The 23,070-nt window shown below is 43.3% G+C and carries 21 protein-coding genes; 10 read left to right on the forward strand and 11 right to left on the reverse strand.

Annotation, left to right across the window (positions count from 1 at the left end; all coding sequences use genetic code 11):
- Window positions 1-423 precede the first annotated feature (423 nt).
- Window positions 424-1,731 (forward strand): aminoacetone oxidase family FAD-binding enzyme, encoded by a 1,308-nt coding sequence (locus tag MKZ09_RS01000; RefSeq protein ID WP_081388988.1) that lies wholly within the window; start codon window positions 424-426, stop codon window positions 1,729-1,731.
- A 31-nt stretch (window positions 1,732-1,762) separates the two neighbouring features.
- Window positions 1,763-3,079, forward strand: a complete 1,317-nt coding sequence (locus MKZ09_RS01005) for a BaiN/RdsA family NAD(P)/FAD-dependent oxidoreductase (protein WP_076206039.1) — start codon at window positions 1,763-1,765, stop codon at window positions 3,077-3,079.
- A gap of 235 nt (window positions 3,080-3,314) precedes the next feature.
- On the opposite strand, the gene MKZ09_RS01010 is transcribed toward MKZ09_RS01005, so the two are convergent.
- Window positions 3,315-3,761: a YdeI/OmpD-associated family protein gene (locus MKZ09_RS01010; RefSeq protein ID WP_076206042.1), complete on the reverse strand. Its 447-nt coding sequence runs from the start codon at window positions 3,759-3,761 to the stop codon at window positions 3,315-3,317.
- Window positions 3,762-3,812: 51 nt separating this feature from the next.
- The gene (locus MKZ09_RS01015; RefSeq protein ID WP_162164288.1) at window positions 3,813-4,283 is read right to left on the reverse strand and encodes a DinB family protein; all 471 of its coding nucleotides are present in this window, start codon (window positions 4,281-4,283) and stop codon (window positions 3,813-3,815) included.
- 173 nt (window positions 4,284-4,456) lie between these two features.
- Here MKZ09_RS01015 and MKZ09_RS01020 point away from each other — a divergent pair, with 173 nt between their 5' ends.
- Complete coding sequence (locus MKZ09_RS01020; protein ID WP_081388989.1) at window positions 4,457-4,624, forward strand: helix-turn-helix domain-containing protein; 168 nt, start codon at window positions 4,457-4,459, stop codon at window positions 4,622-4,624.
- A gap of 81 nt (window positions 4,625-4,705) precedes the next feature.
- Here the strand turns inward: MKZ09_RS01020 and MKZ09_RS01025 are convergent, their stop codons facing one another.
- Window positions 4,706-4,882 (reverse strand): hypothetical protein, encoded by a 177-nt coding sequence (locus MKZ09_RS01025; RefSeq protein ID WP_169744731.1) that lies wholly within the window; start codon window positions 4,880-4,882, stop codon window positions 4,706-4,708.
- 343 nt (window positions 4,883-5,225) lie between these two features.
- On the opposite strand from MKZ09_RS01025, the gene MKZ09_RS01030 reads away from it, so the two are divergent.
- Entirely contained in the window at window positions 5,226-7,361 is a 2,136-nt protein-coding gene (locus MKZ09_RS01030) for a pectate lyase family protein (RefSeq protein ID WP_076206044.1), read from the forward strand.
- Window positions 7,362-7,502: 141 nt separating this feature from the next.
- Here MKZ09_RS01030 and MKZ09_RS01035 read toward each other — a convergent pair whose 3' ends face one another.
- The 3 genes from MKZ09_RS01035 to MKZ09_RS01045 form a co-directional block, all read right to left on the reverse strand.
- Window positions 7,503-7,724 carry a helix-turn-helix domain-containing protein gene (locus tag MKZ09_RS01035; protein ID WP_076126905.1) on the reverse strand — a complete coding sequence of 74 codons (222 nt, stop codon included), beginning with the start codon at window positions 7,722-7,724 and terminating at the stop codon, window positions 7,503-7,505.
- Window positions 7,725-7,924: 200 nt separating this feature from the next.
- On the reverse strand, window positions 7,925-8,722 hold the full coding sequence (locus MKZ09_RS01040; protein WP_076206046.1) for a WYL domain-containing protein: 798 nt from the start codon (window positions 8,720-8,722) through the stop codon (window positions 7,925-7,927).
- A complete protein-coding gene (locus tag MKZ09_RS01045) occupies window positions 8,697-10,022 on the reverse strand; it encodes a helix-turn-helix transcriptional regulator (RefSeq protein WP_076206048.1) in 1,326 nt (441 codons plus the stop codon). Before MKZ09_RS01045 ends, MKZ09_RS01040 begins: the two co-directional genes overlap by 26 nt.
- Window positions 10,023-10,250: 228 nt before the next feature.
- On the opposite strand from MKZ09_RS01045, the gene MKZ09_RS01050 reads away from it, so the two are divergent.
- The 5 genes from MKZ09_RS01050 (at window position 10,251) to MKZ09_RS01070 (ending at window position 15,983) form a co-directional block, all read left to right on the forward strand.
- Window positions 10,251-11,042 carry a nucleotidyltransferase domain-containing protein gene (locus tag MKZ09_RS01050; RefSeq protein WP_076206050.1) on the forward strand — a complete coding sequence of 264 codons (792 nt, stop codon included), beginning with the start codon at window positions 10,251-10,253 and terminating at the stop codon, window positions 11,040-11,042.
- A gap of 25 nt (window positions 11,043-11,067) precedes the next feature.
- Window positions 11,068-12,333, forward strand: a complete 1,266-nt coding sequence (locus tag MKZ09_RS01055) for a class I SAM-dependent methyltransferase (RefSeq protein ID WP_076206053.1) — start codon at window positions 11,068-11,070, stop codon at window positions 12,331-12,333.
- 3 nt (window positions 12,334-12,336) lie between these two features.
- Window positions 12,337-14,922 (forward strand): metallophosphoesterase, encoded by a 2,586-nt coding sequence (locus tag MKZ09_RS01060; RefSeq protein ID WP_076206055.1) that lies wholly within the window; start codon window positions 12,337-12,339, stop codon window positions 14,920-14,922.
- A 208-nt stretch (window positions 14,923-15,130) separates the two neighbouring features.
- Window positions 15,131-15,580, forward strand: a complete 450-nt coding sequence (locus MKZ09_RS01065; RefSeq protein ID WP_076206057.1) for a LytTR family DNA-binding domain-containing protein — start codon at window positions 15,131-15,133, stop codon at window positions 15,578-15,580.
- Window positions 15,573-15,983, forward strand: a complete 411-nt coding sequence (locus tag MKZ09_RS01070) for a hypothetical protein (RefSeq protein WP_036687183.1) — start codon at window positions 15,573-15,575, stop codon at window positions 15,981-15,983. The genes MKZ09_RS01065 and MKZ09_RS01070 overlap by 8 nt, the downstream gene beginning before the upstream one ends.
- A gap of 74 nt (window positions 15,984-16,057) precedes the next feature.
- On the opposite strand, the gene MKZ09_RS01075 is transcribed toward MKZ09_RS01070, so the two are convergent.
- From MKZ09_RS01075 to MKZ09_RS01085, 3 genes are all read right to left on the reverse strand, one after another.
- The gene (locus MKZ09_RS01075) at window positions 16,058-18,439 is read right to left on the reverse strand and encodes a GH36-type glycosyl hydrolase domain-containing protein (protein WP_076206059.1); all 2,382 of its coding nucleotides are present in this window, start codon (window positions 18,437-18,439) and stop codon (window positions 16,058-16,060) included.
- Window positions 18,440-18,653: 214 nt separating this feature from the next.
- Complete coding sequence (locus tag MKZ09_RS01080; RefSeq protein ID WP_076206061.1) at window positions 18,654-19,262, reverse strand: zf-HC2 domain-containing protein; 609 nt, start codon at window positions 19,260-19,262, stop codon at window positions 18,654-18,656.
- Entirely contained in the window at window positions 19,259-19,741 is a 483-nt protein-coding gene (locus tag MKZ09_RS01085; RefSeq protein WP_076206063.1) for an RNA polymerase sigma factor, read from the reverse strand. The genes MKZ09_RS01080 and MKZ09_RS01085 overlap by 4 nt, the downstream gene beginning before the upstream one ends.
- Before the next feature lie 204 nt (window positions 19,742-19,945).
- Between MKZ09_RS01085 and MKZ09_RS01090 the strand changes: the two genes are divergently transcribed.
- On the forward strand, window positions 19,946-20,287 hold the full coding sequence (locus MKZ09_RS01090; protein ID WP_076135311.1) for a nitrous oxide-stimulated promoter family protein: 342 nt from the start codon (window positions 19,946-19,948) through the stop codon (window positions 20,285-20,287).
- Window positions 20,288-20,335: 48 nt separating this feature from the next.
- Here MKZ09_RS01090 and MKZ09_RS01095 read toward each other — a convergent pair whose 3' ends face one another.
- Window positions 20,336-21,487 (reverse strand): glycosyltransferase, encoded by a 1,152-nt coding sequence (locus MKZ09_RS01095; protein WP_076206129.1) that lies wholly within the window; start codon window positions 21,485-21,487, stop codon window positions 20,336-20,338.
- 205 nt (window positions 21,488-21,692) lie between these two features.
- Window positions 21,693-23,045: a uracil-xanthine permease family protein gene (locus MKZ09_RS01100; protein ID WP_076206065.1), complete on the reverse strand. Its 1,353-nt coding sequence runs from the start codon at window positions 23,043-23,045 to the stop codon at window positions 21,693-21,695.
- Between the last annotated feature and the right edge of the window lie 25 nt (window positions 23,046-23,070).

A 23,070-nucleotide genomic window follows, 5' to 3' on the forward strand; every position in this document is an offset into this window, starting at 1 on the left:
AAGGTACTTTCTGCATATTGAAGAAGCGCTGTTAAGAACCGATATATTCAGGATTAACTTATATAATTGCATCACTATACTAAGGAGTTATTCCTATGATCAGTCTCCTTAATTAGAATGACTTATCAAATATTGGTTAGAATGCTTCTAGGGGACTTCAAAACTGTAACTACACTCGTAGAAGCTTATGTGCCGTTATCTTCGGAGAGGGGTTCGACTCTCCTAGGCTCTATTCGAAAGACCCGCTGACAAAGCGGTTTTTTTCTTGTTTATGGACTAAATTGCAGTCAAGGGATAAAAGGCTAACCTAAGATGTGATGAGTAAATAAGGAGATAAATGAAAACCAGTACACTTATGCTATAATTTAATAAAGTGCTTCTGTGCTTTTAGAAAAATTGGAATAAAGGATGCATTGATCAACCATGTATGAGAATCAGACTTCTATGCACCACAAGCTGTTTATTATCGGCGCAGGTGCTGCCGGACTAATGGCCGCTGTTACTGCGTGTGATATGGGTATCGATACTGCCATTCTGGAGAGTAACGACCGGATTGGAAAGAAGATATTAATGACAGGTGATGGCCGCTGTAACATTACAAATGAATCCACTGCAACGGGTACAGATGAAGCAATTGCTTTATCGCGCAAGTATCACAGTAATCAGGCCGGGTTTCCACTTGCGGTATTGCAGCAATTTGGCATCCGTCAGACCATAGATTTTTTCTCCTTTCTCGGGCTTCCGCTTACAAGATTGAAGGAGGGCTTGATGTATCCGATGTCGCTGCAGGCAGCAGCGGTGCTGGATATTTTCCAGCTTGCGCTGGAGGATCGGAATGTTCCGGTGTACCTCAATAACAAAGTGTTGGATGTTACTGTTTCGAAGAATCATCCGCGCTTCACGATAACATGCCAAACGGAGACAGAGGAGCAGGTTGTTTATACTAGCGACTATCTACTTCTATCTGCGGGTGGCCTTGCCGGTCCAAATGCGGGAAAAGAACCTCCTGGGTATACACTTGCCGAACGTCTGGGACACACCCTGATTAAGCCTTTGCCGGCGATTGTGCAATTGAAGCTGCAATATCCGAATATGAGGGCACTGTCCACTATCAAATCTCAGGGACAAGCTCATATTATTGTGAACGGTAAAGTCATCTGCAGTGAACAGGGTGAAATTGCCTTCACGGATTATGGTATTACCGGCCCACCAATTCTTCAGCTAAGCAGGAAGGCTGCGTATCATCTTGCAAGAGGAGAACAGGTAACATTGTCGGTTGATCTGATGCCGGGCCGCACGGAGGAAGAGTTGGTTGAGTTCTTAGAAAGGCTCTGGGAGACCTTTGGACACCGGACTGTAGCGGATTGCCTTGTTGGCATCTTCAATAAGAAGCTTGTTTCTGTCCTACTAAAAGAGACTGGCTTAGATCAACAGCCCGAGCTGCTTTGCCAGGATCTATCGATGAAAACCAAGGGGAAATTTTATCGAATCTTGAAGCGTTGGGAATTTAAAGTGACGGATACCAATGGCTTTACGAATGCGCAAGTGACAGCAGGCGGCATTGATACGTCGGAACTCATCGAAGGAACGCTGGAATCCAAGCTGGTGCCTGGGCTGTATTTGGCTGGCGAAGTGATGGATGTGGACGGAGATTTCGGCGGCTATAACCTGCAATGGGCCTGGAGTTCCGGATATGTGGCCGCCATGGCGCTAGCTAAGTCAATTCAATAAATTTATTAGGAAAAGGGATGCATCAATTAACATGTATAAGGATCAGACTTCTAAGCACCACGAGCTGTTCATTATCGGTGGGGGTGCTGCAGGTCTAATGGCTGCAGTTACAGCGAGGGATCAAGGTATTGATACAGCAATTATTGAAAGCAATGACCGGCTTGGGAAGAAAATAATAACGACGGGTAACGGGCGTTGCAACATTACGAACCAATCCACCGCCACCGGTACGGATGAAGCGGCCGCTTTATCACGCAAGTATCACAGTAATCAGGAAGGATTCCCAATACATGTATTGCGGCAATTCGGTGTCCGCCAAACGATCGAATTTTTCTCCTCGCTCGGGCTTCCTTTTGTAAGCTTGGAGAATGGCCGGATGTATCCGATGTCGCTGCAGGCGGCTTCGGTGCCGGGTGTATTTAAGCTGGCGCTGGAGGATCGGAATGTTCCCGTATATTATAAACATAAAGTGTTGGATGTTACCGTTTCGGCGGGACATCCGCGGTTCGCGATAACCTGCCAGACGGAGACAGAGGAACAGGTTGTGTATACCAGCGACTATCTTTTTCTATGTGCAGGCGGCCTTACCGCTCCCAAAACGGGAACGGACGGCTCCGGTTATACGCTTGTCCAACGTTTGGGGCACACCTTGATCAACCCGGTGCCAGGCATTGTACAATTGAAGCTGGATTATCCGTATTTGAAGGAACTATCGGGCATCAAATTTGAGGGAGAGGCCCATGTTATCGTAAACAATGAAGTCATCCGCACTGAGTCTGGTGAGATTCTTTTTACGGACTATGGTATCTCGGGCCCGCCCATACTTCAGCTCAGCAGAAAGGCTGCGTATAATCTCGGAATAGGAGAATCGGTGACCTTGTCGGTTGACTTAATGCCGGAGCGCACGGAGGAAGAGTTAATTGATTTTTTGGAGATCCACTGGGGGATCTTCGGACACCGGACGGTTGCCGATTCCCTTATAGGTATCGTCAGCAAGAAACTGATTCCAGTTCTGCTGAAGGAGGCTGGAATTGATCAACAGTTGCACCTGCTTTGTCAGGATCTTTCGTGGAAAACAAAAAAAATATTTTATAAAATCTTGAAGCGTTGGGAATTTAAAGTGACCGATACCAATAGCTTTACTAATGCACAAACAACAGCCGGTGGCATCGATACGACGGAGCTAACCGAAGGAACGTTGGAATCTAAGTTAGTCCCTGGACTGTATTTGGCAGGTGAGGTGATGGATGTCGATGGAGATTGCGGCGGCTATAACCTGCAATGGGCCTGGAGCTCCGGCTATGCCGCCGCGATGGCGCTTGCTGATCGACGTGCTAGCGCCACGTAAGGGGGCAGATAGTTGCTGACTCTTAAACGATCACCTATTACTATGGCAGAGGTTTGCTGTAACAAGTCTGGTTTTATTAAGTGAAAGCGATGAGGATTGTTTCTCATCGCTTTTTTGTGATTTTTTAAAGTTTGGTGCTCATTTAAAAATGATTGTTGGGGTTTATCGAATTATCAATATTCGTTGCTTAACTCTGATGTCTTCATTTTACCTCAACTTTATTGTAGTCCCTTTATTAATCCTTAAGTTTATCAATTAGAGCTAGTATTCGTCTATTTTTTGTATCTTCCTTTTTAGCAAGCTCAATATAATTAATCTGCTCTCGTTTAATGTAATCAGGCTGGTTTAGAAATGTATTCAGCATGTGGTACTCTTCAAGGTTTGTAGTAATGTAATCTGGCACAATCAGTTTACGATTTTCCTCGCATTTCTTAAGTATTATATGTAATGTATCACCGAGCTCTTTTTGTAATGCTCTTCGAATAAATTCGTTATAAACAAAATAATGCCCATTCTTTGACGGCAATAAAGTATGGTCAAATTCGTGCCCGTCAACAGAGATTTGAACAGGTACTTTACCATTAGTATTGAATATCTCCCTTACTGAATAGGGTAAATAGACTACTTTCCATTTCATTTTACCTTCCAGCAGCTTTATCTCACTATCAAATTCATAAACCATAATAAATAACACTCCTCGTGGTAAAGAAACTGATTTCGGTCACTCATTTTATCATAGCCACTTTGCTGTTTCTAGGTGATTCGAATTCAATATGCTGTTGCAATAACCTATATGATGTTGAACATGCCTTATCTGCATGAGGATAACATCAGTTTTAGTTATTTCTTCGTATAGTACACATGGTTCCAATAATCTGCAGTCAGTAAGTTCATCAAAAAAATTACGAGCCACACTCAATATCTCCTCTAGGTACGTCGTCATTTCCTCCTTAGTAGGGTAGTCAGAGCACTCCTTATCTAAGTCTTCTGTTATATCTTTACCGAAGTCAGGTATTTTGAATTCTTCATCCTTCTGCTGCCTAAACCAAAATTTCATGCTGGTTGTAGCGTGGAATATATGCTTCCAGTATTTATGCTTGGCATTCTTCCAAAAATGATCAGGACATACTTCGATAAGATTCTTCAGCATTTCTACGGTTGGATCAAACTGTCTTCTTAAAACAGCCACCATCTTATCACTCATGTTCATCAACTCACTTCTTGAATTTTAGAATCTTAACTTTATTCTTGTTCTCAGCAACCAAAACCTTCCATTTTACGATGGTGTATTTGGAAAATTTGTGAAATACGCTCAATCATAAACCCATAAAATGTAAAAATGCCACATCATAATTTAATGACACAGAACAGCACGGAGTGCCCTCTGATGAAGGTGTTCTAATCGATTTGAAATTAACGCATCAACACCTGGCGGATATGACAGGAACGGCGCGTGAGACCGTGACAAAATCATTGCTTGGATTACAGGATGAGCAGTTGATACGTATTGATCAGAGGAAAATACATTATGATGCGGCTCCATAGGTAGTAAAAGAAAAGACACCTTGAAAGGTGTCTTTTTACGTTATTGCGGCTTGAAAAGAAGATGCAAACATATTCCCGACTTTAATGAAAGTTCCCGGTTTCATTTTCCGTGAATTTGCCGTCGCTGTCATGCTGAGACTGCTTGCGGCGATCATTACGGGCTTGTTGCTGCTGTTGGGCTTCCAGGCTGTTTACGGGCGTAGCTTCCAAATCTTTTACAGTGTTGATCAGATTCTTGTCTGGTTTATTTGCGCTCAATTGAAAATTCCTCCTTGTTTACCTAATGGTTGTGAATTTTATTATGTGCTGGCTACTGTGTGGCTATTCCTGTTGTATGATCACAATCCATTCGCTGTCCTATAATCATTAACTCAGAACACGGTTAGATATGGGAGATATGAGTAAATGATTGTTTCGGAACCTTTTTTAGTTTTGATATGTTGAACGTGTTCTGATTCCAGAATTTGTATTATTTTCGAAGGGATACAGGGGCTAGATGCAGGATCTCTTTCTAAATATTTAGGAGGTGAAAAGAGAAACTTCATTTTTTGCAAGCGGTTACAATGATATCTGCAACAAATTAAAATCGGGAGGAAATAAAATGAAAAAAAGAGTTGCAAAGGTAACCAGTATTGTTGTGTTGTTTTCTCTTGCTCTTTCTTTAATAGTAGGTGGATGGACAAATACGGTGGTGCATGCTGCTGGTCTTGCGGTAACAGGCAGTGGAGGCTGGAATGAAACGGCATATGTGGAATGGTCACCTGTAAGCAATGCGACAGGGTATAACGTTTATGTTAAATTGGCAAGTGCAGCGGATTCTGGGTATCAACAAATTAATAATGAGTTAATCCGCAAATATTCTTCCTATTGGAGAGCAGATGCTGTTGGGCTTGCAGCCGGTAATTATGTGATGAAAGTTGAAGCTACCTTGTCAGGGGGTGGGACGGTAAGTGCGGTTTCAAATCCACTATCCGTAACGTCATATGACCGCTCAGGATTTGCTTTTTCGACTAGTTCGCAATATGGTACAGGATCAGGGGCTTATAATGAGAATGGAACCCTCAAGAATGGTGCTCAAGTGCTGTATATAACATCTCAGACTGCGCAAACCGTAACCCTTGGTGTGAAAATCAACAGCTCCGGCACTGTACAAACAGGGGTTGGCCTGGGCGGTATTCTGGCACTGAGACAAAAAGGCTATGATACAACCCCACTTGCGATCCGAATTATCGGAAAAGTTACAGCTGCTGATCTGAGTGGACAGCTTAACAGCAGTGGGTATCTTGAAGTCAAAGGTAAAAACAATTATTCGGAAATGAATATTACTATTGAAGGTATCGGAAATGATGCTTACGCATACGGTTGGGGAATGCTTCTAAGATATGTAGGTAATGTGGAAGTAAGAAACCTGGGTGTAATGTTATTCCCCGACGATGGCATTTCAATGGATTCCGGCAATATGAATGTCTGGGTGCATAATAATGATATTTTTTATGGAGCTGCTGGAGGCGATGCAGACCAAGCCAAGGGCGACGGTTCCACAGACCTTAAAAATGGATCCAACTATATTACAATCTCTTACAACCATTACTGGGATTCCGGAAAATCTTCGTTAGTTGGTTTGAGTGAGCCGGCTGAATTTTTTGTTACCTTCCACCACAACTGGTTTGACCATTCGGACTCCCGTCATCCGCGGATTAGAGTGGCATCCGTCCATATCTATAACAACTTTTTCGATGGTATCTCCAAATACGGTGTGGGTGTTACTACAGGTGCTTCAGCTTTTGTAGAATCTAATTATTTTAGACATGCTAAGTTTCCAATGATGATCTCCTTACAAGGTACAGATGCTTTAGGGGAGGGCACGTTCTCAGGCGAAAATGGAGGTTTAATTAAAGCCTATAACAATCTTATTGTAGAGGCTTCAAGTCTCATCTATGCGAATTCAAACACAGGGACAGCTCCTGCGAATGTTACCTCATTTGATGCTTACTTAGCTTCGTCAAGAAATGAAACCGTCCCAAGCTCATACAAAGCATTAAAAGGCGGAACAGCCTATAACAACTTCGACACGAGCGTAAATACAGGAGTGAACGTAACTAATATTGATAACGTAAGTAATGTTGAACAGATTGTTATGGCAAAAGCCGGACGTCTGAATGGCGGAGACTTCACATGGGAATTTAATGATTCAGTGGATGACGTTTCGTATGCGCTGAATACAGCGCTGATGTCTGCAATCAGAAGCTACACAACGGGACTTGTCTCTGTAGGGGGCAATTCAAACCCAATGAACCCGACTCCGACTCCATCAGTAACACCTACGCCAACAGTAACTCCTGTGCCAACAGCGACCCCAGCTCCAACAGCGACTCCAGCACCGACGACAACGCCAGTGCCGACAGCGGGAGCAACCGTTCACAACTTTACTACTGATGGAACAACAAGCAATTTCTTCAATATCCAAGGTAATCTCTCAACAAGTAAGGGAACTGTGGCATATCAGGGTTTATCTCTAACCCAATGTCTAAAAATCGAGAGTGCAACCAGCATTCAATTCACTGCTGCTAAAGCTTCAACGCTAACCCTAGTGTTCAACACAGAGGGAACGAAAATCAAAGTAGATGGAACAAGTTATCCTATAACCAATGGCATTGCTACTGTCTCTCTAGCCGCAGGTGCACATACCATTACAAAAGATAGTACGGCGAATCTGTATTATATGAAGCTGGAATAGGGAATTGACTGCCTCTACTTTAATATGGAGTATCAGAAAAGCAGAAAAGCGACCTGTAGGGGTCGCTTTTCTGCTTTTTCTTATGATTTTATTACTTGAGTTGTTGTCGATTGAAAAACTATCAATTTTGTGTTGATTTGATTAATCTTTATCATCAACCAAATCAATAATCTCACGAATATCCTCAATATTTAAAGCTTCTGCAATTTTTCCTATATGACTAAAGTTAATATTCTCCCTTTTTCCATTAGCTAACTCACTTAATGCGGCATGTCGGACATCGGATATTCTGGACAATTCTCGTAGGGAAATCTTATGTTTTTTGGTCAATTCTGATATTTTTACTATAACTCTCTTTCCCACTTCTAATCCCCTCACTAACTCTGAGTTTTCATCTTGACTATACGCATAAGACGGATTTTCTTTTCATGAGAATAAACCTCTCAGTTTTTAAGAAAGCTGCTGTAAGTAAAGTAAAAGACATCTTAACCGTGTCTATTACTTTACTATATAAGCAAGTTTCAGCACTTCAGGATAGTTGACCAGCCTATACTAATTCTCGGTTATTCCCCATACCGGTCAATCGCCATAGCTGCCGACTTCAGCATGCGCCGCTTAAGATGCTCACCCTCGACGATTTTTACGCGGAGGCCAAGAAAACGGATTTTGGACAATAGGAATTCGCTATCGTCTCTCATGTAGATGACTTTGATTCGATAGATGCCCGAATTTTCATCAAAGGACACGGATTTATCAAAACAGGAAAAGGCGTACAGAATTCGGGACAGCTCAGCATTAAAGGTGGGAATGACTTGAATCCATGCACATTCTTTCTGATCCTCTAATAATCGCGTTATTCTTGCTTTTAAGTCATCAATCCGTTTGGCAGGGAAGGGAGCTGCTTCGACAGAAACAATGTTTTTTAGTTTAGTGGACATAAGAGAACGTTGCCGGGTGCTATACCATTGCAGATACCACTCCCGCTTATACATGTTGTATTCCAGCTTATGAGGGAACCCGGCTTGGTCAGTTCGTTGGCCTCCATGCTTAATATGGAAAGTAATAAGGATCGCTTGATTCTGCATGATTATACGGCGGAGTGTACGAAGCATTGGATGATAGACCTGCCGCTCTTTGCTTTTAGCTTTCTCCATAATAATTCCCTGCACTTCTGTGGACGCTTCTGCCTCCAATATGGAGTTCAATTTACTTAAGGTATCCAGTGTAAAAGCTGCTTCTGAGGCCGGGTGCGTTAACATGGTTTTCAGCCAGGAACGTTCCTGGGAGGTCAGCGCTAATGAACCCACTTCGTCGAGGCGTGAAATGATTTGGAAGTTAAATATTTTCTCGAATGGATTCATAATAGCTGTGAATCTCCTTCCACTCCGCGATAAATTGCTTACGCAGCCAAGGGGGTTCTAATACCTCGCAGCTTGAACCAAAGCTTCGTAACCACGGCTTAATTTCATAAATACCATTCACTGTGATCTCATAAAGGAATGTAGAATCGGACTCTTCCGTAATTACTCCCCACTGTCCCTGCGCTTCAACCCGCTCCCGAATAAAATTAACACCCGGGCGATTGGGGTTATAAAATCTCGCCACCACTTTAATCGCACGGGTGGTATCTATAACCCAGCTGTTTGTCATCTGCTCTTCCAGATTGCTGAGTTTCTGAGCAAACTCTGCTTCTTCCACAGTGTCGCCCTCCTCAATTTGAGTAAGGCCCTCCATTCGGAATTTCATGATGCCCATACTTGAATTATGTCCGATTAAATACCAGCGCCCATATTGATGGTCATAGATGACGCGGAGCGGAAGAACGGTTTCTGTGATGCCCCTTGTTTCCCGCTCAAAGAGAGGATTGGTATTCTGAGAGGCGTAGTTTTTGCCCTTTTTAGGGGATAGATATAGAAACTTGATTTTTTTTCGTTGCTGAATCGCTGCAAATATCGTATATAGGTGTGCCTCATCAAGAATACGTGAATGATAATTATATTTGTATCTATGGGTTTCCGTAGCTTCGAGGTTATAACCCCGCTTCCGCAGAACCTTTTTTAAAGTGTCGCGCAGCAGGTAACCTTGCACAGAAGGAGTCTGCGTGTTGGCGATGACATCAACATAGTCGTAAAGATCCAAGAGCTGATCGCCGGATAATTGATCAATCAGATCGTTAGCAGCCTTGTATCGATAAGGGCGGCCTTCGTTTACACGAAGAATAACGCCAACTTCCTCAAGGTATTTCAGATCTCCACGGATGGTCTTCTCATCAGGCATTGGATAATGGGTTGGCATTTGCTCACTGCAGACATCCTGTAAATCCTTAGCCGTTAGCTCCCGAGTCTGGAGCGCAGTTAATAATAGAGTAAGCCGGATGCTCTCCGTTTCCTTAAGCGACTTCGCCCGGAACAAGAACAGGAGCAGCGGGTCGGCAGATTCATAGTAATTATAGCGGAGCCACTCAGAGAGTTCTGTTCCTTGTTCTGTAGGCAGGTCCTGTTGTAAGACGGTTACCATGCCCTTCAGGTTGCGCAGCGTTTTGTCATAGGTATGTACAGAAATGCCGAGACGATCGGCGAATTGCTGTCTGCTGTAAGCTCCCCCCGCTAAAGAGAGCATGCGAAGAAATTGAATCTCCTTGTCAAAACTTTCCCGGGCCATTTGTATTCCTCCAGCCTGTAGCGAATCCATTAGAAATAGTAGTACTCATTATATTAAGCACCAGAGTTGAATAAAATGGAAGTGTTTTTGGCTGCCGCCATACTTTCGCCCTGTTCGTTACAGGGAAGATGAGCGAAGATAGATCCATGAAGCCGAAGCAATTCTGATGAGGCGTTCGAATAGTACCAAGGGTAGAGAATAGGGAGTAACCGATCTGGAGGGGTGAAGATGGATCCTATAAACAAGCTTATCCGTGAGCAGCTGGAACAGATTGAACAGGAGGAGCAAGTTACAATATTGTATGCCTGTGAATCAGGCAGCCGGGCGTGGGGATTCCCATCGCAGGACAGTGATTATGATGTGAGATTTATTTATCTGCATAAACCGGAATGGTACCTATCTATTTTTGATAAGCGGGATGTGATCGAGCGTCCTATTAACAATATGCTTGATATCAATGGCTGGGATTTGCGGAAAGCACTGAATTTATTCCGGAAGTCTAATCCACCGCTGCTGGAGTGGCTGCAATCACCCATTCAATATGCAGAAAAGTACAGTATAGCAGAGAAGCTTAGAAGCATCTCCCCGTACACATTTTCGCCTAAGTCTTGTATGTACCATTACTTAAACATGGCAAGAGGGAACTACCGTGATTATTTGCAAGGCGAACAGGTCAAGATCAAAAAGTACTTTTATGTACTTCGTCCCGTTCTAGCCTGTGAATGGACTCACCGATATGGAGAGATGCCGCCGATGGAGTTCGATGTACTGGTAGAGCGGCTTATTCCGCAGGATGAAGAGCTGTGGCAGGTGATTCAGCAATTGCTGGCACGAAAAAAATCCGGTGAGGAACTAGACTACGAGCCGCAGCTAACCGCGATTAACGATTATTTAGAAGAACAGTTCCAAGTGTTGGATAAGGTGGCGGCATCCTTGAATGCTAAGGAGAACAACAGAGATCATCAGCTGGATGCTCTATTTCGAGAAGCTTTACAGGAAGTATGGGGACGGGCCCTATAGAAAGATTGATAGGAGGAAGATGGTAGTGGCTATTGTACAACTGAAATCTACGAATCCAAACTTCACTTTTTTAATTAAAAAAAATCCAGTGACAGGTATGCAGCTTCGTCCGGTTCGTCAGGGATTGGCTTATGGATGGTATTCTGATGAGGCAACTTATAACGTTTATTTTAAGGATGCAGATAACGATATATCCTACAAGCAGAACGGAAGCGAGAGCTTTGAGTATTTAAATGTCTCCCGGTTTAATACACCTCTATTTCCGCTTAATGCGGTCAATGAGTTTTTCTCTACACCCTTCAAAGCCCAGGATGAACGGGATGCGGAAGGTTATGAGCATTCTTTTTTCATCAATATGGTTCAGGTTGAGCGGATACACTATATTGAATTTTTCCAAAAGCATTTAAAGGGATATACCTTCTCCTTGCAGCATCAGGCACATAAGAGCTATTCACTGACGATTACCACACATAAAAGCTTGTATCACCTCTTACATGTTGTTGGTGTGCTGTCCTTGTTCTTATCCATATTTGGGGATGAGTACATAGATATTTCGGATGCTATTTTGGATAAATATATCCGTAGCCTTAACGTCATTGATGCACCTTTTTATATAAGAAGTCTATTTGCAAGGAATTTCCTTACCTCTAAGGAACGGTTCAAGCGATATAAAGCCTCTATCGAACAAACGGACCAGTATTCTATTGGGCTGGAGTATGGCGGTACTGCGATGCAGCGGCGTACTTTTATTTCGAGTGTGCTTCCATTCAATAAGCCGATTCTGGACATCGGTTGCGGAGAAGGTTTCTATGCGATACCGTTTGCCGGGAAAATAGAAAGTACCTATTATGCGGTAGATATAGCCGAGGAGCTGCTGGAGGTTGTGAACCGGAAAGCGAAAGCAAAGGACATTGATAACATTGCAACCTTTGGCTCACTGGACCATTTTCTGGAGTCGTACAACGGGGAGCAGGTTGATGTGATTCTAACAGAAGTTGTAGAGCACATGAGTGAGGGTGAAGCGGTAGAGCTTATTCAACAGATAATCGGTAATGTGAATTTTCAACAGCTTATTGTGACCACACCGAATGCTGATTTCAATCGTTATTATGAGCTGGAAGGATTCCGGCATGAGGATCACAAGTGGGAAATGGGACAGGAAGCGTTCGGGCAATGGGTTTTGGATACGATTCAAGGTTTAGCAGTCGAGGTCGAATATTTGATGGTTGGTGACCGGGTTGGCGAGATCCGTACGACGCAATGCGCTATTGTGCGAAGAAAGGAGGAATAGACAGTGGAAATTCAAACGCGTGTACATACCATATTTCTGCTTGTAGGAGCAACGGAATGCGGAAAATCAACTTTTGCTAAAGAAGTTCTGATCCCGCAGTTAAAACTAGAGGATGCCTCCAAAGGTTTACGTACGAATGTGCAGTACTTATCCTCGGATAGTATCCGTCAGGAGATATTGGGCTACGACTATGATAAGTATGATCAGGTTATGCTGGAGGCCAGTTCGCATACCTTTCAATTATTGTTTGAGAAATTAAAGTTAGTCACTTCTTTTCCGATTAATGCGGAGTTTGTGGTGATGGATACCATTGGGCTATCCGAAGATTATCGTAGTAAAGTCCGTGAGATCGCCGGGCAAAATAATTACAATCTGGAGGTTATTCTGTTTGATTACCGTAAACGGGAGGATTACTACGTCTCGGAGCGCTCGAAGAAGCTGATCTCCAATCATTTAAACCGGCTCAGAAAAGAAGTCTTGCCTGTTCTGTCACGGGAAGGTTACAACAAGATTCATAAAGTGCGTGCTAAAGATTTTATTCTCGAGGGTGAAGGGATACCTAACCCGGACTACCGGGTGATTATACAGGATTGGGATACTTACGCATCTACGGTACTTCTACAAGCACAAGAGTATATTGTGGTTGGGGATGTTCATGAGTGTGTCGAAGAGCTTCAGGGACTATTACGTAATTACGGCTACCGGGTGTACGAAGGTAAGTTAAGTGCAACAGATAAGCTTAGTAACACACGAGTCATTCTTGCTGGTGACTGGATTGATAAGGGTAAAAAAACGCGGGAGACGATTGAGTTCTTATTTGATAACCGCGAGCATTTCCTATTTGTTATGGGCAATCACGAGAACTTTGTATACAAGTACGTAAAGGGGGAGATTCAAGGAACCGATCCGGAACTGCTAAGAACGTACTTTGATTCCACCCAAGTGCTTAAGGAGGATACCGCGCTTTTTAGTAAATTTTCGGCTTTAGTGGAGCAATCCCAGCCCTTTTACCGCTATATAGGTATGCAAGGCCCTTCTTTTTATGTTACTCATGCTCCTTGCCGCAATAAGTACATTGGTAAGCTGGATACGAATTCACTACGCCATCAGCGTAACTTTCGGCTGGATCGTGAGGTTTCCTTTGAGGAACAGCTTGATTTCCTAAAGCAAGAGGCTGTTAGTAATCAGCCCTTTCATCTCTTCGGACATATTGCAGCCAAGCAGACTTTTCGGATCAAAAACAAACTTCACCTCGACACAGGGAGTGCGCAGGGTAATGAACTAACTTCTGTTCGCATGTCGTTTAAACCTTTCTATAAAAGTCAAAAATCGCATGTGACTACGGTGCACGAAGAGCTACCTATCCTGTTCCGGGAAAAGCCAACCGTATCCTTGTTAGAGCTTGATTATGAGTCTGTGCGCAGACTGCAGTATTCCTCGCAGAACCGGGTCAACTTCATCTCCGGGACGATGTCACCTGCGGATAAGGATGTGGCTGCCGGTGAGCTTGAGTCTCTGCGAAAAGGGTTGGATTATTTTGCCGAGCGTCGTATATCTGAAGTCGTCCTGCAGCCTAAATATATGGGATCACGCTGTAGTGTGTACCTTTATCGGGATATAGAGCAGTGTTACGCAATTAGCCGGAACGGCTATAAGGTTCAGGCGGTCGATCTGACGCCTATCTACGAACAGCTGCTTCATAAATTCGGAACCTATATGGCTGAGCAGGGGGTCCGTGTGCTTTTACTGGATGGCGAGCTTCTGCCATGGAAAGCGCTTGGGGATGGGTTAATTGAGCGTCAGTTCCGGCCGATTGGCAAGTCGCTGGAGACAGAGCTGGATTTCTTAAGACAATATGGATTTGAGGAGTCACTGGGTAAACTGATACAGGATTTTGAAGCAAGCGGCTTTGAACAAGACCAGCACCATTTGTCGAAAGAGGCGCTTAACAACAACTATGGGTCTCATGTTTACCAGACTTTTAAGCATGTCCGTGACATAAGAGAATCGTATGTAGATCTTGACCAGCGTGAGGAAGCCTACCGAGTATACAAACAGCAACTGGAGTTGTATGCAGGTGATGCGGAATTAGCGTACAAACCTTTTGCAATCCTGAAGGAAGTGCTGGAGAATGGCGATGAACGGTTACCTGACGGCAAAACCTCGGAACTATACAGGTTCTTAAATGATGATGAATTTCTGGTTCTGGACTTGAAAGAGCCTGATGCTTACATCAGAGCAGAGGAATATTTCGCAAAGATAACGGTAGAGAAACATATGGAGGGAATTGTAATCAAACCGGAGCAAGAACAGCAGGGGGTAGTCCCTTATATGAAGGTCCGCAATCCGGGCTACCTGTCGATCATCTACGGGTACGACTACAAGTTTCCACATAAGTATGCCAAGCTGATGAAGCAGAAGAATATCGCTCCTAAGCTTCGGACGTCCTTAATCGAACACCGGCTAGGCAGACAAATGCTAGAAGTGAAGCTGGATGAGATCTCGTCTGACAACGAGGACTACAAGCAAATTGCAGCAAACTTGTTATTCGAGGTAACGAAGGAGAAAGAGATCGACCCGAGGTTGTAGAGAATTGTTACAGGCGAAGAAACTTGGTTTGCCAATTATGAGAATGAGTTCAGGCTGTCGGGAAGGTCCCGGCAGTTTTTTTTCGTTCGGGGAGGTAGTGGAAACAGCTATCTTGCAACAAACAGACAAATTAATGCAAGAAAACGTAAGATAGTGGTCATAGGCCTTTTTTGATAATAATATGAGATCTGAGAGGAGGCAGCACAACTTGGAAATCATTTTTGAAGAGGACATAGCAATGGATCGAGGTACTACGAAAGTAACAACCCACCCGGCTGAAAAGGAACATTGGGCAAATATCGAAGTAGCTATACAAACATCGGAAAAACGGATCGTGGTCATCAACGCCAAAAATGATCGCAATGTCTCGATTATATCCAGCTCAATCGCGGTCATAGAGCCGGAAGGCCGTATGTGCAGTGTACGTGTAATTACGGGAGAAATGTTTCTTCTTAATACACGATTGAAATTTGTTGAAGAAGTTCTGAATTCACCTCAGTTTATAAAAATTAATAATCAGACCATAATCAACACCAGCTACATAAAAGAGTTCTCAGCAACGGATAATGCAAGAATAAAAGTGATTCTGACGAATGGTTCTTGTTATTTTGTCAGCCGCTATTATATTAAAAATTTCAGGAGGAATTATCATGGTTAATCAATTAAAAAATTCATTTTTTCAGGTGTTTACTTTAACTTCTTTATGGATAACGCTACTGTTAACTGTGTTTTTCAAGGATCAATCTATTGATATGTTATATCTATGGCGTATTGCAGGTATCGCTATTATTTCCGCGGGGATATTCGGAGTGATGTACAATGTGTTGTGGAACTATTTCACGTTAAGACCGCTTTGGAATATTCTGATTTCTTCGACCTTCAGTATATTTGGCGGAATGGGAATGGTGTGGTTATTCTCAAAAGAAATGTTCAACTTCATAAGCCCCTGGTTGCCTGGAATGTTGTTGTTATCGGTTATACTGCACACTATAGCTTTCTATTTCTATGCCAGAATTAATAGCAGGAAACAAGCTGAGGAGTTAAATAAAATTCTGAAATAGCCTCGTTCTAATTGTAAAAACAGGATGACGCACCTTATCGGTCCGTCATCCTATCTATTCCTCATAAATACGCTTTAACCCATAATAACGAGCACGTTGTTTTCTGGCGCCATTTTGGCGACGGGGATCAGGTTGCCTTGAATTTGTTCACCGTTAATAACGATATGGGTAACCCCTTTTTGTACACCTTTCTTGTTCTCCACCTGGATGTGCAGCTTCTTCCCACGGAATTCCCGGACCATGGAAAAGTCTGTCCAGTCGGAAGGAACACACGGGTTGAGGCGAAGACCATCAAATTGCGGTTGAACCCCCATAATGCCTTCCACCAAGGAGACCATCACGGTTGAAGCGGTGCCGGTCAGCCAGTGGACATGCGCCCGGCCTTGATATGGGCTGTCCTTGGACTCGACAAACTGGCCATGTACATAAGGCTCGAGTTTGCGGATTTCAGCCTTATCGTTCATGCTGGCCGGACTGCAATTCAGGAAGTATTCGAACGCGCGCCCACCGTTGCCGATCATAGTTTCTGCCAGAATGAGCCATCCCTGCGGCTGGCTGAAGATGCCGCCGTTTTCCTTAGTTGAGGCGTTGAAAAGAGCCATCAATGCTACTGGCAAACCGTATTCACGGAACGGAGGGTAGAATAACATAGTGCCGTAATCGGTCCGCAGATTCTCATACACTTTGTCCATGGAGAGCTTCGCCTGATCCGGGCGGGCTGCACCGCTTAATACGGCCCAGCTTTGCGGATTGAGCCAGATCTTGGCTTCATCATTTTCCCAGGAGCCGATGGTATAATTGTCTTCGGTAAATCCGCGGACGAATTGATCTTTCTCCCAAGCATGTTTTTGAATGTTATCATCCAGCTCATCAAGCAGGCCCTGCGCCCATTGAATGTCTTCAGGCTTGTTCTTATTTTGTGCAATTTCCATGAACACCTTGAATGCCATATAAAGCTGGAATGCGACGAACAACGACTCACCCTTGGCTCCAAGCCGTAGACAATCGTTCCAGTCGGCATGAAGCCCAACCGGCATGCCGTGTGCGCCCATGCGATCCAGACTGAACTGAAGCGCCTGGCGCAAATGCTCGTACACAGTGCCTTCACCTTTATCCGAATAAGGGATTATTTCATCTGTGAAATCCCAGTTGCCACTTTCATTCAAGTATTTAATGACGGTTGGGAACAGCCATAAAGCGTCGTCGGCCCGATAATGGGGGTGACCGGTTTCCCGCACGTATTCTGGATCATCCGGTGTGCCCTCATGTCCGGGATTGTGGTCAAATTTCACCAACGGAAGTCCACCGCCGTTGGAAATCTGGGCGGATATCATCAGTCTTAGGCGCTCAAGGGCCATCTCATGATCCAGATGAATGATGCCTTGAATATCCTGCACGGTATCCCGATAGCCGAGTCCATTACGAAGACCGGAGTATTGGAAGGAGGCTGCACGTGACCAGATGAAAGTGATAAAGCATTGATATGCATTCCAAGTGTTGATCATGTTGTTCAGGTTATCGCTTGGTGTCTGGACCTGGAAGCGGTTAAGTTTGCTGTGCCAGAATGCTTTTAACTCTTCGAGTTCTTTATCTACCACGGACAAGTCCTTATAATGGCTGAGAATTTCGGAAGCGCCTTTCTCATCATACTGTCCCAGTAGAAATACGATTTCTTTCTCTTCTCCCGGCTGCAGATCTACGTTAATCTGCAGGGCCCCGCAGGAGTTAGTATTGTAGTTTAATGAATTGGAGCATTGGCCGTTCTCAACAGAGGCCGGATTGCCATAACTGCGGTAATCGCCTAGGAACGTATCCCGGTCACCGTCATAAGCGGTAACTTCTGCACCTGCAGCGCCGAAGAATCTCCAGGTTTGTTCTTCGGGGGTGTTTTCATTGAGGACTTGAAGGATCATATTATTTTTATAGTAGGTCCGTGAAATAAACAGAGTGTACTGAAGGTTGACGGTATCCTGCTCATAGTTGTTATTGTTAGTTAATTCAACAAATCCGAAGAGAGCCAGCTTGCGTGCTTTGGAGTCATCATTGCGCACCTTCATGCGCCACACCTCGTAGGTTTTGTTCAGTGGCACATAATATAATGATTCCGTATGGATGTTATCGTAATCCGAGACGATGTTCGTGTATCCGGTTCCATGATGGCATACGGACTTATATTGCTCCAGATCTTTACCCACTGGCTGCCAAGAGCCGGACCAATAATCCCCGTTCTCCAAATCTCTCACGTAAATATAGCGCCCGGGCTCGTCCTTAGAGTTGAAGTGGTAGCGGATATGCCGCCCATTTGCGCCAGACTTTACAAAGCTATAACCGCCTGCGTTACCTGAGATGATCGCGCCGTATTCCGGCGAGCCGAGGTAATTCGCCCAAGGGGCAGGCGTATTCGGTTTGGTAATGAGGTATTCCTTGCTTTTTTCATCAAAATAACCATATTGCATGACCATTCCTCCTATTAAGTGGTTAATGGGCCAATCTATAAACGCGCGTTCACAAAGGGGTGAAATATCCATGTGTAATTTTATTATAAGATACTTTCAGTAAATCGATAACCCTATATTTTAGCAAAAAAACGAACAAAAATGCTAACCTTTTTAGTAGGGTGTAAAGCGAAAGACACCTTAAAAGGTGTCTTTTTTTATTTTAGCGCAATGTCTACTCCACTAAAACACCATTAACAAACGTCATAGTTTTATCTTTGAATTCAAGAATAAACTTGTTTGGAAAATCTAGATCGGTATGAATCTCCGTCCCCAACATAACTTTTTTGCCTACATCATCAAAGGGATTATGAAGTAAACCTCTAGGCGTATACCTGGTTTCAGAACCGATTACATTATTATTCTCATCGCGGATAAATTTGGTTTTTCCTGAGAACACGAGGTCCTTGCCATTTTCCAAAGTTAGATGAACTTCCAAACGGTCCTTTGTCTTCTGATAATCTATGACTACATCTTTAGAGGATACAGGGAAACCGATAACAAAAAGTCCAATAAGGGCTGTAGCAAGTATGAGTACCGATAAGGCGGAAAAAATGAGAGTTTTTATATTCTTTTTTTTCACTTTTTTAAAATAATTGAGTTTGTTTACTTCTTCTTTATCAATCATAGGCACGCTTAGATTTGCTGTGGCGGTCATTTCATTATAGGATTGAAGGCAGCTTTCACAGGATTGCAGGTGTTTTTCAATTTCTTCGTTACTATGTACAGAGGTTAGCTTTTCAATATAGGAAGGTAATAAATCCTGAATGATCTCGCATTTCATGAAGATCTTCCTTTCATTAATTTTTGTTTTCCACGGTAAAAAGTAACTCTTGCCCAGGTCTCATCTCTTCCAAGAATTTCGCCAATTTCCCGAAAACTGAATTCTCCCGTCAGACGCAGATATAATACTTCTTTGGTATTTGGATCAAGTAAATGAAGTTGTTTAAATAAATCCATTTTGTCCTGAGCAAAAATCAACTGGGATTCTGTTGAATTTGCGTTAGCCAAAGGAGCGTCTTCTAATTCCTCAGACTTCCGCTTGCGCTGCTTGTCCAGCTCTTGATACCACACATGTTTAGCAATCTGACAAAGCCATACGTATACTTTGCAGGTCCCATCGTATTTATCTATCGATTTTATAGCTCTATAAAAAGTTTCTTGGGTGATTTCTTCTGCCAGCAAGTGATTATGACAAAAGCTAAATACGAATTTATATACTTGGGTTGAATATTCCCTGTATAATCGCTCGTTGTCCTGCATCCATTCACCTCCTCAAGTTATATATCCGTAAAAAGCTATAAACGTTACAAGTTTTTTTAAAAAATTTGATTTATACAATTATCGCCTTTCAACCCCAGTATGTGAGGGAATTAAGGAGGTTCAGTGTTAAGGCTGGTTTCACAGTTGGTTTACCCTTTATAATTACATGAGATCTTATTGTACAAGTTACAAGGGGGTTCATATATGATAACAAAGGTAAACCGTCAGTTAAATGAGGGTCCTAAAATTCAAAAAGAACAAGAGCTTGTTACCAAAATGATTCGTATATATTGTAAGAAAAAACACCATCATAAAGGCTTTTGTGAGGAATGTCAGGAATTAAATGAGTATGCGCGGAAGAGGTTAGCCTATTGTAAGTTTGGTGAAGAGAAAACAGCTTGTGCCAAATGTCCTGTTCATTGTTACAAACCGGATTATCGCCAAAGAATTAAAGGGGTTATGCGTTTTTCGGGTCCGTGGATGCTGCTCTATCATCCCATTGAGTCGATTAGGCATATTCCGCTACCCAACAAATTGAGAAAATAAGTGAAAACCGGACATCATTTGATGCCCGGTTTAATGTATTTTTAGGTATTATTCTCCCAGCTTTTCAGCCTTCACCAAAATCTCTCGCAAAACACGGGCAACCCGGCTTTTTCTTCTCTTTACTTTTACACTTATCCGTCTTAACGATTCTTGGTATACGGCGGTATCATTGGGTTCATAGAGTTGTTTGGCGGCAATCCGTAACGTCCTTCTCATTAATATTGCTGATGAACGTGTTGACTTCGTTCGGTATCCTCTGCGCAAGACCCGTATAGTATGTTTGTATTTCTCCAGGTCTTCGTTTGGAGGAACAAGGGCGAACAGATTTAGGGAGGAGTCATTGAACCCGTAGCTTTTGAACATGATTTTTAGATTCTCAATATTTAAGAGATTTCCTCTGAAGTGGGTTGGATGTTCTTGGTGAACTCCGACAACTTCTTTGATGCTGTGAAAGGGGATTTTTAATCGATGCAGTCGATACCCAAGATCCCAATCTTCGAGTCCATAGAGAATAAACTGTTCATTAAAACCTCCAGCACGAGTTAATTGGCTGCGTCTTATGGACACACAACGTGTGACGAGTAACATCCAAGGAGCTACATCTGTGCTGGCAAATTGCTTTTTGGTATTTGGAGGAACTCTTGAGGGAAAGGTGACTTTTGATAATGTCTCCGTCTGCTGTAGGATATCATTGGGTGTGATTAATGGGATGATTTCAGTCGCTGATTCGAAGTCAGGATTCCATAAGTTAGAAGGCGAAAGTGTATTGCGGCAATGTTCTTTTTCTTCAGGAGAAAAGTCTGGGTAGTAGTGGGTATAGGCGTCATCCCAAGAGTGTGGAATACCTGAAATTATGGACTTAGGATATTTACGGTGATACTGGTTTACGATCCTAATGAATTCAGGGAATACCAGAAAATCAGCATCGCAGAAGATGACGTATTTCCCTTTTGCCTGACTCAGCCCCAGATTTCTTACGGCAGAACGGCCGCGTTGTTCCTGTTGAGCGACATAAATAAGCGGATAAGAAGTTTGAAAGCTTTCGACCATTTCTTTAGTACCATCTGTAGAACCGTCATCTGCAACGATTACCTCGAACCGATCCTTCGGATAGGTCTGTGTCTCGAATGAAGTGAGTGTAAGTAGCAGCTGCTGAAGTCGGTTATAGGTTGGAATTATGATGCTGTAACGGATAGCCAGAATGATCACCCCCACCAATTAATAAAAGCCCTTAAATAGGATAAATAATAACAATATATTCAGGGACTTTAGCCTGGTCTAGTCAAACGCCTTTAAGGGTGGAAATAGGCAGGGGACAGGGGCCAATATGGGATGTTATTTTAAAAAAAAGACAGCCCCCAAAGGAGATCTATCGATTCCTTTAGGGGCTGCTCTTTTTTATGTTCTATTTTCCACTAGGCAATAATTTATTCAATAAGATCGCTGCCAATGAAGCAGCTAGGATAGGTGAGCCTAATAAATACTGCACGAATGTAGGTAAAGAGTTCAAGTAGTCACCAGGAATGAGTACCAACGCCAAGGTGATGATCATAGGTAAGGCAATAATGTACATTTCTTTTTCGCCGATGGTTACATTCTTCATTACTTGCACACCATTAATTGCGATGATGCCGCAGATGATGGCGAAGACGCCGCCGATTACAGCGGATGGAATGGAAGAGATCAAAGCAGCGAGTTTACCAGAACAACCAAAGAGGACAAACCATCCTCCTACAGCGAGGAAGACCCGGCGGCTGGCAACACCTGTGATGGAGATGATCCCTGCATTAGTTGAATAACCTGTAACAGGCGTCGAACCGAGCACAGAAGCAATAAGACAGCCAATCCCTTCTCCAATTACCCCGCGGTTAATATTTTTGTCTGTCAAAGGTTGATTGATTACATTGCTGACCGCAAACCATGTGCCTGTTGTTTCAGCAAGCAGCACGATATAAATAATAACCATGGTGATAATAGCTGAAAAGTTGAAGGAAAAGCCGAAATCAACAAAAGCGATCCGCGGCATGCTAAACCACTTGGCGTTGCTTATCGCTGAGAAATCTAAAACGCCCATAATATTAGCCGAAATACATCCAACTACTAACGCCATCATTACGGAAAGAATTCGGAAGATAGATCCTTTATTACGGAACAAAGTACCAAGAACCACAAAAACAAGCAGTGTAGCGCCTGAAATAAGAGCTAATAATACATTTTGATTAATTGAAGCGCCGGAGGCTCCGTAGATATTATCTCTGATCGCAACAGGCAATAAAGAAAGACCTACAATGAAAATGATTGTGCCGCCTACGATAGGCGGGATAAAGTTTTTGACGATTTTATTAAATATCCCCGCATAGCCCAAAATAATAACCAGGATAGCCCCGATTAAGCTGGCCCCTAACACGGAGCTCCAACCGAGCTCCCCGCCACCACTAGCTGCATAAATACTGACGATCGCACCCAGCGGAACATAAGAAGGACCTTGAGCGATAGGCAGCTTCATACAGAAATAGGTTTGCACAATCGTTGCAAGTCCTGCGGCAATAAAGGTGGATTGGATTAACGCGCTGGACTGATTGGGCTGTAAGCCGATTAACATCGCAATAAGGAATGGCACTACATAGACATCCATAGCCAATACATGTTGAAAGCCGAGAATGACGGATTTACTAAATGAAACTTTTTCATCGGGTAGAACAGTTAGTAGCTGTGATTCTAAATGTGCTTGCTCTTGTACGTTTGCTTGTGTTTTCACTCCGATGCCCACCTTAAGTTTTCTA

It is taken from the genome of Paenibacillus sp. FSL R5-0908 (genome assembly GCF_038006245.1).
In the GTDB taxonomy this organism is placed as follows: domain Bacteria; phylum Bacillota; class Bacilli; order Paenibacillales; family Paenibacillaceae; genus Paenibacillus_AQ; species Paenibacillus_AQ odorifer.